Here is a 7,359-nt window from a genome sequence, read left to right on the forward strand (position 1 = left end):
GATGTCGCCCGCGAGGATGCCGACGGTTTCTGGTACATCGTCGACCGCACCAAGGACATGATCGTCACCGGCGGCTTCAACGTCTTCCCGCGTGAAGTCGAAGACGTTGTGGCCGAACACCCTTCGGTCGCCCAGGTGGGTGTCGTCGGCACCCCCGACGACAAATGGGGCGAAGCGGTCACCGCGGTGGTGGTGCTGCGTGCCGGCAACGACCCCGACCACGATGCCATCACCGCAGAGATCCAGCAGTCGGTGAAGGACCGCAAGGGTTCGGTGCAGTCCCCCAAACAAGTGATCTTCGTCGACGCCCTCCCGCTCACCGCCCTCGGTAAGCCCGACAAGAAGGCCCTGCGCGCCCGCTTCTGGACCGGCGACCGCAGCGTCGGCTGAGCGTCAGCAGTCGCAGTCGCAGCAGCAATCGTCACCGCAGCAGTCACAACAGTCACCGCAGTCGCAGCAGTCATCACAGTCGCAGTTCCTGCAGCTGCAGCAGTCGCAGCCGCTGCACCAGGCCGGTTGCCACTCGTCGGAGCAGTGGTTCCAGTGGTCGGCGCAGCAGGCGTAGCCGGTGCAGCTGACCCCGATGAACGGCAGGATCCGTTCGTAGAACTCACGATTGGGCGGGAACGGCGGCTGGTTCGGACCGCCGGGTGACTGCTCGGGAGGCCTCGTGGTGGGCAGATGGGCCGGCCATTCCTCGGAAGTGAGGGCGGTGGGCGCCGCGTGAGTGGTGGAACACGAACCCGACGCACATCCACCGAACCGATGCGTGCGCGACGACACAGCCTGCCGTACACCGTCGACGAGCACCGCCCGCAGCAACCGGTCGTCGGCCAGATCCAGGCTACGGTAGCGGCGCCGGATGGCGCGTGCCAGCCGGCGGCAATCGTCGAGGGCCGTACCGATGTCGGTTCCGGTGGCCCGTAACGGATTGAACGACCCGTCTCGGGCGTCGGACTCGTAGTCGTCGACGGCATCGAGCAGGTGCGCAAGCCGACCGAAGTCATAGCCGATGTCGGCCAGCGCATCCCGATTCGAGTCGGCACCGGCCACCGCGGCAGTGGCGGCGAAAACCCGCGATGCGGCGATCCCCGACGCGTGGGTGAGCGAGGCGAGATCGGTGCCGGTGTGCGCCTCGAGCGGCGCCTGCCCCGACAATTCGTGCAACAAGTCCTCGACGCCGAGTTCTCCGGCGATCGCCCGGTCGGCACCGGCGTGTCCGCGCAGACGTTTTCCGGCGACGGACGCGGCGACCGACCGGACCCGCGACCGAGGCGCCAGCGACAGCCGCTGCTCGTCCACCACGTCGGCGGCCTTGGCCGCGGCGAGGGTCAGGGATGTGGTGGTGGCCAACCGGATTCCCGGGTCGGCCGCCGCGATGACCGTCGCCGGCCGCATACCGCGCAGCGGGCAGCGCCCGACATCCGTGGTGGCTGTCGGAGCGGATGACTGGGCGGCGGTCAGCACCGACACCATGATCGCGTCGGTGTTGGTGGTGAGTCTGCTCGCCTGGCCGTGCTGGTCGCGCAACGACACACACAGGCCGCACATATGCGCCCGCCATTGTTCGAGCAGATCGTCATCGAGGGTGTGCCGACACGGCGACAGCAGTCCGAACATCGCAACATTGGACCACTGAAAGCCGCTGCGCACCAGTGGTGTCGGCTATTGGCCCGACGTATGCCGGAAATGCGTATTACGAGACGGGGCAGCCCGAATACCTGACCCCGAGGCCCTTGACCCCGTTGAGCCAGCCCGACCGCACCCGCTGCATCTCGCTGATCCGGCTGATATCGGGCAGCACATCGGCGATGGCATTGAAGACGATGTTCAGTTCCAGGCGCGCCAGGTTGGCGCCGATGCAGAAATGCGCCCCGTTGCCACCGAACGCCAAATGTGGATTCGGATCGCGCAGGACATTGAAACTGAACGGGTCGTCGAACACGTCCTCGTCGAAATTGGCCGAGCTGTAGAACAATCCGGCCCGATCGCCCTTGGCGATGTCGACGCCGCCGATTTGCGTGTCGCGGGTGGCGGTCCGCTGGAAGGCGTGCACCGGGGTGGCCCAGCGCAGGATCTCGTCGACGGCGGTGGCGGGGCGATCGCGCTTGTACAGCTCCCACTGTGCGGGGTTGTCGAAGAAGGCGTTCATGCCGTGGCTGGTGGCGTTGCGGGTGGTTTCGTTGCCGGCGGTGATCAGCAGGATCACGAAGAAGCCGAATTCGATCTCGCTCATCGCGTCGTTGTCGTCGCCGGCGCGCACCAGCGTGGTGACGATGTCCTCGCGTGGATTCTTCCGCCGGTCTTCGGCCATGTTGTAGGCGTAGCCGAGCAATTCGGCGTTGGCGACGGTCGGGTCGATCGTCTGGTCCGGATCGTCGCTGTTGATGATGGCGTCGACGAGTTCATGGATCCGGGCGCGGTCGGGTTCGGGGATGCCGATGAGATCCATGATCGCCTGCAGTGGCAGATGGATCGCGACATCGTCGACGAAATTGCCCGTCTCCTTGGCGGCCGCGTTCTCGACGATCGCCCGCGCCGAATCCGTCAGCTTGCCATGGAGCGCAGCCACCGATTTCGGGGTGAACAGCCGCGAGACGATCTTGCGCAGCCGGGTGTGCTCGGGCGGATCATGGTTGATCAGCAGCGCCTTGGTGAATTCGAGCTGGTCGGGCGTCATGTACTCGGGCAGCCGGATGATGGCGCCCTTGTCGTTGGTGGACCACAGTCCGGAGTCCTTGGAGATCTCCCGAATGTCACGGTGCCGGGTGATCGCCCAGAAACCGTCGTCGCCGAAGATCGCCTTGTACGCGGGCTGGGCGTTCCAGTGCACGGGCGCGGTGCGGCGCAGTTCGGCGAATTCCCGGACGGGCATTCCGCGTTCGATCAGGTCCGGGTCGGTGAAGTCGATCCCGCTGTACGGACACGTGCCCGCGGCTGTGGTGACGCTCATTGCTGTTCTCCTGTTCCCCACTCGTCGGTGGCGCCGAAGTCCGACGCCGAGACTATGGGTCAGGATGTGACGGGCACGACATTGTGCCGGTACTCGGTGTGGCTTCTGTCACCACACCATACACCAAAATCATTAACGTATGGTCGCCGACCTTCGTCCCTTGTTTTGTGTGACCGCCGGAACCCTGAGTACCCTCGACACTCATGACATCCGCGCAGGTCCAGGGCTAGGCACGAGGTGCGGACCCATGGCTGGGGCGGCAACCCGCCACGCGATGACGACGAGGCGAAGGCCCGGATCCTCGCGGTGACCCGCGAACAGATCGACGAGCACGACGGATCGGTCAAGCTGTCGGACGTCGCCCGTGCTCTCGGCGTGACCAGACAGACCGTGTACCGGTACTTCTCGGGCACCGAGGAACTACTACAGGCCACCGCGGTGAGCGCGGTCGAAGAACTGCTCGACCGCGTCGCCGGCAGGCTCGGCGGCCTCACCGCTCCCGACGCCGTCCTCGTCGAGGGCGTGGCCGTCGTCATCGACGAACTGTCCCGCGACCGCTACGTCGGCCTGATGCTGCGCAGCGATCACCTGAGCCTGGGTGTGCTCGGCGGTATCACCGGCGAATTGGGCCGCACCTTCATCCGGTCGATGCTGGGCCGCCTGGACATCGCGTGGACGGCCAACGGCTACACCGAGACCGACGTCGACGACGTCGCCGAGATGTCGCTGCGCACGCTGCAGTCGCTCATCCTCGACGGCGACTCACGGTCCACCTCGGACCTGCGCATCTTCCTCGACCGCTGGCTCGGCAACGCCATCCGCGCCCTGCCAGCCGATTCTTGACCGCCGAGGCCATCGCGGCGGTCCCGCGACCACGCTTTCTGACCGCCGAGGCCATCGCGGCGGTCCCGCGACCATCATTCTTGATCCCTGAGGCCGAAGCGACGAAGTCGCGAGGGTCACGAAGGGTCCGGCGACGTTCACGCATGACGCAGCCACCCCTCAACGCGACCACCACCGACAGTCCTACTCGCAGATGACCACCGGAATCGTCCGCTCGGTCCACGCGTCGTAGGTATCGAAGTCGGCGTACATCTCCACCAGCCGCGGCCACAACTCCGCGCGCTCCTCCTCCGACGCGGTACGCGCCACCAGCTCGAAGCGCTCACGCCCGACCTCCACGACCACCTCCGGGTCCTCGCGCAGGTTCAGATACCACGCCGGGTTCTTCGGCAACCCGCCCTGCGAGGCGACCAACACGAACCGACCACCCTCACGCAGATACAGCAGCGGAACGGTGCGCGGTTGCCCGCTGCGCCGCCCGACGGTGGTCAGCAGGCACACCGGGATCGGTTTGCGCAACGCCGCACCCACGCGCCAGGTATTGCCCAACCGCCCACCGGTGAGTCGGTACACACGGGTGTTGAGGCGTGAACCCCATTTGATGATGTTCGCGACGAACGGTGAATCGAGTTGATCCGGGCGCTCTTTCGGTGACATCCCTTTAGGCGACATTCAGATCCGTTCGATGATGGTGGCCGTCGCCATCGCACCGCCGGCGCACATGGTGATCAGTGCGGTCTGCTTGTCGGTGCGTTCGAGTTCGTGCAGCGCGGTGGTGATTAAACGCGAGCCGGTACTACCCACGGGATGGCCGAGGGCGATGGCACCGCCGTTGACGTTCACCTTGTCGATATCCGCGCCATGTACGCGCGCCCAGCTCAGCACCACCGAAGCGAAGGCCTCGTTGATCTCGACGAGATCGATGTCCGACAATGACATACCGCTGCGCTCGAGCACCCGCGAAGTGGCCTGCACGGGACCGTCGAGGTGGTAGTGCGGTTCGGCTCCGACGAGCGCCTGCGTCACGATCCGTGCCCGCGGCCGCAGACCCAGCTCCAGCGCCTTCGCCTCGTCCATGAGCAACACCGCGGCGGCACCGTCGGAGATCTGTGACGACGTGCCGGCGGTATGGATTCCACCGTCGATGACCGGCTTGAGCGCGGCCAGCGACTCGGGGGTGGTCTCGCGCAGACCCTGGTCGCGGGTCACGTCGAGGGTCGCACCGGTGAAGGTGCCGTCCTTGAGTCGTTCGGGCGCCTTGATCGCGAGCACCTCACGGTCGTAGCGGCCCTCGTCCCAGGCGCGCTTGGCATTGGCCTGGCTGCGCACGCCCAACTCGTCGATGTCGGCCCGGGTGATTCCGCGCCGCTTCGCGATCCGCTCGGCTGCCTCGAACTGATTCGGCAGATCCACATTCCACGAGTCGGCGTGGTACGGACCGGCATCGACACCGAGGTTCGCTCCGAGCGGCACCTGCGTCATCGTCTCCACACCGCACGCCAGGCCGACGTCGATGGTGCCGGTGGCGATGAGTCCGGCGATCAGATGATTGGCCTGCTGGGCCGAGCCGCACTGACAGTCGATGGTGGTGGCGCCGGTGGCCTCAGGCAGTCCGGCCGACAGCCACGCCTTGCGCGTGACATTGCCCGACTGGGCGCCGGCCTGGGTGACGCATCCGCCGATGGCCTGTTCGACGAGCGCGGCGTCGATTCCGGCCTTCTCGATCAGCCCGCGCGCGGTGATGCCCAGCAGTTCCTCGGCATGCAGACCGGAAAGCCATCCGCCCCTTTTCCCGATAGGTGTCCGCGCGGCCTCTACGATCACTGGCACGCCCATGGTGTTGCCTCCCTCACATCTTGCGGTACGCTGTTCAAAGTAGAACACGTTCTCATTTCGGCCCATCATACGCTGAGAGTCGTGCTCTAACGAAAGCTGAACAAGTTCTATTTCCACGGAGAGGTGGTGCGAGGTGATCCAAGCGGAAAGTGTTCCCGCCCCCGCAGGCGACGCCGACGACACGGCGACGCAGCCGGATTTCATGCAACAGGGGGGCTGGGACTTCACCAGCCCGGAGCTGCTGGAACAGGGCATGCCCGTCGCCGAGTTCGCCCAACTGCGCAAGACCGCACCCGTGTGGTGGAACGCCCAGGAACCGGGCAAAGGCGGCGGCTTCCGTGACGGCGGTTACTGGGTCATCTCCAAACACCAGCACATCAGGGAGATCTCCAAGAACAACGACGACTGGGCCGTCAACACCAACGGCGTCATCATGCGTTTCGACGACGCCATCGAACCCGATCAGATCGAGGTCACCAAGGCCCTGCTGATCAACCACGATCCGCCGGAGCACACCCGTCTGCGCCGCCTGGTCTCCAAGGCCTTCACCCCGCGTGCGGTCAAGTCGCTGGAAGCCAAGCTCGATGCCGCGGCCCGCCGTATCGTGTCCGAGGCCGCGGCCAAGGGCACCGGCGACTTCGTCGACGACATCGCCGTCGACCTGCCGCTGCTGGCCATCGCCGACCTGCTCGGCGTGCCCGAGGAAGACCGGCGCAAGCTGTTCCACTGGTCCAACGGCATGCTCAACACCGACGATCCGGAATTCGCCGATGTCGACCCGCAGATGGCCTCGGCCGAGATCCTCGGCTACGGCTACAACATGGCCGAAACCCGGCGCAAGACCCCGACCGACGACATCGTCAGCATCCTGGTCAACGCCGACCTTGAGGGCCAGCACCTCGACGAGGCCGAGTTCGGGTTCTTCTTCATCCTGCTGACCGTGGCCGGCAACGAGACCACCCGTAATGCCATCTCGCACGGCATGAACGCCTTCTTCAACAACCCCGATCAGTGGGAGTTGTACAAGCGCGAGCGCCCGGACACCACCGCTGACGAGATCGTCCGCTGGGGTACTCCGGTCAACGCCTTCCAGCGCACTGCCAAGCGTGATCTCCAGGTCGGCGGCGTCGACATCAAGCAGGGTGAGCGTGTCGGAATGTTCTACGCCTCGGCCAACTTCGACGAAGACGTGTTCGACGATCCGTTCTCGTTCAACATCCTGCGCGACCCCAACCCGCATGTCGGCTTCGGCGGCAACGGATCTCACTTCTGCGTCGGCTCCAATCTGGCCCGGATGGAGATCAACCTGATGTTTAACGCGATCGCCGACCTCGTTCCCGACATCAGCCGCCTCGAACAGCCCAAACGCCTGCGCCACGGCTGGATCAACGGCGTCAAGGAGATGCGCGTGGACTACGGAACACAGGCGTGACCGCCTCCACCGATTCGCCCGCCTATATCGGTATCGACCGCGAGAATCATCCCGCGGTCGTTGCCGGGCGGCGTTCGCGGGAACTGGTCGCCGCCCGCGACAAGGATGGCTGGGTCGCCAATTTCGCCGCCGACGGTTCAGTGGAGGATCCGGTGGGCCCGTCCATGTTCGACCCCGACGGCACCGGCTTTCACGGTCACGAGGCGATCGCCGGATTCTGGGACAAATCGATCGCCACCACCGAAAGCATCGACTTCCGGTTCGACGAGGAGATCATCTGTGGCAACGAGGTGGC

General features: G+C 65.6%; 7 protein-coding genes and 1 pseudogene. 4 read left to right on the forward strand and 4 right to left on the reverse strand.

What is annotated here, in order from left to right; genetic code table 11:
* Positions 1–390 (forward strand): annotated as a pseudogene (locus KDB67_RS10885) (acyl-CoA synthetase); the annotation flags it as partial.
* Positions 391–393: 3 nt separating this feature from the next.
* Here the strand turns inward: KDB67_RS10885 and KDB67_RS10890 are convergent.
* Positions 394–1,620 (reverse strand): DUF5685 family protein, encoded by a 1,227-nt coding sequence (locus tag KDB67_RS10890; protein WP_291015671.1) that lies wholly within the window; start codon positions 1,618–1,620, stop codon positions 394–396.
* A gap of 76 nt (positions 1,621–1,696) precedes the next feature.
* The gene (locus tag KDB67_RS10895; protein WP_291015673.1) at positions 1,697–2,953 is read right to left on the reverse strand and encodes a cytochrome P450; all 1,257 of its coding nucleotides are present in this window, start codon (positions 2,951–2,953) and stop codon (positions 1,697–1,699) included.
* Between the two features lie 237 nt (positions 2,954–3,190).
* Between KDB67_RS10895 and KDB67_RS10900 the strand changes: the two genes are divergently transcribed.
* Entirely contained in the window at positions 3,191–3,796 is a 606-nt protein-coding gene (locus tag KDB67_RS10900) for a TetR/AcrR family transcriptional regulator (protein WP_291015674.1), read from the forward strand.
* A gap of 183 nt (positions 3,797–3,979) precedes the next feature.
* Here the strand turns inward: KDB67_RS10900 and KDB67_RS10905 are convergent, their stop codons facing one another.
* Together KDB67_RS10905 and KDB67_RS10910 are read right to left on the reverse strand one after the other, a co-directional pair.
* Positions 3,980–4,453, reverse strand: a complete 474-nt coding sequence (locus tag KDB67_RS10905; protein ID WP_291015676.1) for a nitroreductase family deazaflavin-dependent oxidoreductase — start codon at positions 4,451–4,453, stop codon at positions 3,980–3,982.
* 15 nt (positions 4,454–4,468) lie between these two features.
* Positions 4,469–5,632, reverse strand: a complete 1,164-nt coding sequence (locus tag KDB67_RS10910) for a steroid 3-ketoacyl-CoA thiolase (RefSeq protein ID WP_291015677.1) — start codon at positions 5,630–5,632, stop codon at positions 4,469–4,471.
* A 133-nt stretch (positions 5,633–5,765) separates the two neighbouring features.
* Between KDB67_RS10910 and KDB67_RS10915 the strand changes: the two genes are divergently transcribed.
* Positions 5,766–7,064: a cytochrome P450 gene (locus tag KDB67_RS10915; RefSeq protein WP_291015678.1), complete on the forward strand. Its 1,299-nt coding sequence runs from the start codon at positions 5,766–5,768 to the stop codon at positions 7,062–7,064.
* On the forward strand, positions 7,061–7,359 hold a 299-nt coding region (locus KDB67_RS10920; protein ID WP_291015680.1), incomplete at its 3' end, for a nuclear transport factor 2 family protein. The genes KDB67_RS10915 and KDB67_RS10920, both read left to right, overlap by 4 nt.

It is taken from the genome of Gordonia sp. (in: high G+C Gram-positive bacteria) (assembly GCF_020438995.1).
In the GTDB taxonomy this organism is placed as follows: domain Bacteria; phylum Actinomycetota; class Actinomycetes; order Mycobacteriales; family Mycobacteriaceae; genus Gordonia.

What these genes read in the sequence shown, in the direction of transcription:
- KDB67_RS10895 (WP_291015673.1), bottom strand. Translation starts at nt 2,953, where the DNA reads ATGAGCGTCACCACAGCCGCGGGCACGTGTCCGTACAGCGGGATCGAC.
- KDB67_RS10890 (WP_291015671.1), bottom strand. Translation starts at nt 1,620, where the DNA reads ATGTTCGGACTGCTGTCGCCGTGTCGGCACACCCTCGATGACGATCTG.
- KDB67_RS10910 (WP_291015677.1), bottom strand. Translation starts at nt 5,632, where the DNA reads ATGGGCGTGCCAGTGATCGTAGAGGCCGCGCGGACACCTATCGGGAAA.
- KDB67_RS10905 (WP_291015676.1), bottom strand. Translation starts at nt 4,453, where the DNA reads ATGTCACCGAAAGAGCGCCCGGATCAACTCGATTCACCGTTCGTCGCG.